A 3,245-nucleotide genomic window follows, 5' to 3' on the forward strand; every position below is an offset into this window, starting at 1 on the left:
ATGGCCGTCAATAAAATCGCCCGTAAAAGCAGCAAATTCCGCGTTGTCTTTACCGTCCCCGATTTCTGCTGGCCGCCTCCACCCGCTCCCCCTTCCGTTCCACCCATCCCCTTCCCACTCTTTGCTGATCTCGGCGGTGCCAAAACCGTCGCCAAAGACGTACGCCTCAACCGCAAGCCTGCTTTTGTCTTTAATGCCAGTAAGACGCACAAAACTTATGGCGATGAAATCGCCCTTCCGGGCCGTAAAGGGGTAAAAAGCCGCACCGCCACCAAACCGGCCTGGCCGATGCGCCATTCTTCCTCGGTTAAAATCCGCAAACGCTATATCGTGCGTACTGGCGATATGTTCCATATGAACGGCAAGTTCAGCAAAAGACTCCCCCCTAAAACCTGTTTGTCCTGCAAGGGTGCGGTAGGTGCCGGCCGTCCGGTCAATCCGATACACGGTTTGAAGTTTTTGGAGGGTGAAACCGACTTTGCCTTTGAAGGTATTCTGCCGCTGGTATGGAGCCGCAGCTATTATTCCGACCAAGACGGTACCGGCTGGCTCGGCGAGGGCTGGAGCGTACCGGGCTGCCAGCGCATTATCCGCGATGCGGCCGGATTGGCCTATATCGACGATCAGGGCCGTTTGTTCCCTTTGCCGGAAGTCGATGAAGATGACGAAGAGCCGGTATTGTTTGAGAGCGAACAGATTTGGTTCAGCAAGAACCCGGACGGCCATTATGTCATTGCTTCTCTGGACGGTTCGATAGCGCTGCGTTTTGCGCCTTTGGTGGTGGCGGAGGACGGTTCTGATGAAGATTCCACCCTCTTCCCGCTGGTCGCGGTGGAAGACGCCAACGGCAACCATCAGCGTTTCGTCTATCATCCGCTGACCGGTCTGCCGCAATACGTCATCGACGGCAACGGCCGGGTGTTCTCGCTAAACTTCGGCAATGTGGCCGATGAGCAGTCGCCTAGAATGCGGCTGCTGTCGGTGTCGCTGTTGGAGGGTTTACCATCCTTTGGCGAAACGGTCCGGGTCGGTATGCCGCTGGTCCGCTATGAATACGACGGCAGTGGTGACCTGATCCGCGTCATCGGCCGCGACGGTAATGTCAAACGCAGCTTCGGCTATAAAAACAATCTGATGGTGTCGCATACGGATGCGGCCGGATTGGTATCGGAATACGAATACGACCATTACACCCCGACCGGCAAAGTCATCCGCAACCGGACTTCTTTGGGCGAGGAATGGCGTTTTACCTATCACGAAGGTTACACCGAGGTAACCGACATATTGGGCCGTACCGAGCAATATCATTACGACTACAACAATGAGTTGACCAAACGGGTGTTTGCCGACGGCAGTACCAACCTGATGGAACGCGACGACTTGGGCCGTCTGCTCAGCCATACCGATGCAATGGGACGCGTTACCCGTTATCAGTACAGCAACGAAGGCCAGGTAGAAAGTATTACTCGTCCGGACGGCGTTATTCTGCATTTCGACTATGACGACAGCTACCGTCTGATCCGCAAAAGCGATGCCGAAAGCCGTTACCACGGCTATACCTATGACGAAGCGGGCAACCTGCTGACCCATACCGACCCGCTGAAACACATCACCCGTTTCGAATATGCCGGCAACGGTCTGTTGCTGTCGGTAACCGATCCGAACGGCAGCAGTACCGCCTACCACTATAACGAAAACCATCAGCCCGACCGGATTACCGACTGTTCGGGTTACGAAACCAAACTCTCTTATACCCCCGAAGGACAGCTGGCGCGTATTACCGATGCGCTGGGACAGCACACCGAATACCACTACGACGCCGATCAAAACCTCACCCTCGCCCTCTATCCCGACGGCAGCAAAGAGACCTTCGGCTACGATGGTGCAGGTCGTTTGACCACCCATACCGATGCCGAAGGCCACACCACTTCCTACGAATACGGCCAAGACGGTTTGCCGACCCGACGCACCAATGCGCTGGGCCATACCTTCGGCTACCATTACGACCAAGCCCGCCGCTTAGTCGGCCTCACCAATGAAAACGGTGCGCGCTACCGCTTTGCCTACGACGTCCTCGACCGATTGATTGCAGAAAGCGGTTTCGACCATAAGCTCACCGGCTACCGCTACAACGCCGGCAACGAACTGATTGAACAGCGCGAATTCGGCGACGACGCCTCCCTCGCCGCCAAACTGATGGCGCAGCTGGGCGGACAGCCCGTCCCCAAAAAAGACGCCCCGCTTTCAGACGGCCTCGACAGCCAAACCCCGTTGCGGATTACCGAGTTCAAACGTGATGTATTGGGCCGTTTAATCCATACCCTCGCCCGCAACAACGACAAGGTTCAGGAAACCGTTTACCAATACGACTTGGACGGTAACCTCGTCCGCGCCGCCAACCGCCACAGCATCACCTGCTTCGACTACAACGGCAACGGCCAAATCATCGGCCAGCACCAATGGAAAGTACCGACTAAGGAAGAGAACGCCCGAAACGGATTGCCCGAAACCGACTGGCGCGATGCGCAGTACGACATGCTGTACCTGCCCGTTACCGAAACCGTCCGCTACCACTACGACTTCAACGGCAACCGTACCGCCACCGTCCTGCCCGACGGCAGACAGATCAACTATCTGTATTACGGCAGCGGCCACCTGCACCAAATCAGCCTCGACGACGAAGTCATCTCCGACATCGAACGCGATCGGCTACACCGCGAAATCTACCGCACTCAGGGTAAACTCGCCAGCCGTTACGAACTCGATCCCTTAGGCCGTCTGAAAAGGCAAATTGCCGCACTCAACGAGCTGACGCAGACCGAGACAGCTAAAAATGCAGTAACATCGGTCTATGCCGTCAAACGCAGCTACGGCTACGACCGCACCGGCAACCTGACCCACAGCACCGACCAACGGACGAGCACGACCCATTTCGAATACGACAAACTGGGCCGGATTACCAAAGCCGGAAACGAACGGTTTGCCTTCGACCCCGCGCACAATATCCTGTCCGACAACAACAGCCCTACCGTCCCCGACAACCGCCTGAAAACCTACAACGGCAGCAGCTATTACTACGACCACTTCGGCAACCTGATCCACCGCGAACTGGCCAACGGCGAAGTACAGAACTATTTCTACGACCTGCACGACCAGCTGGTTAAAGCCGAAATCTTCAAAAAAGACGGTACGAAAGAAACTTGGGCCTACACCTACGATGCCTTGGGCAGAAGGATAGGCAAAGG

At 56.1% G+C, this 3,245-nt stretch carries 1 protein-coding gene; it reads left to right on the forward strand.

The annotated features are described in order from the left end of the window. The coding region (locus tag ACTHSA_RS10780; protein ID WP_440378894.1) for a DUF6531 domain-containing protein at positions 1 to 3,245 on the forward strand (3,245 nt) is incomplete at both ends.

It is taken from the genome of Neisseria sp. P0008.S002 (assembly GCF_051962805.1).
Lineage (GTDB): Bacteria > Pseudomonadota > Gammaproteobacteria > Burkholderiales > Neisseriaceae > Neisseria > Neisseria perflava.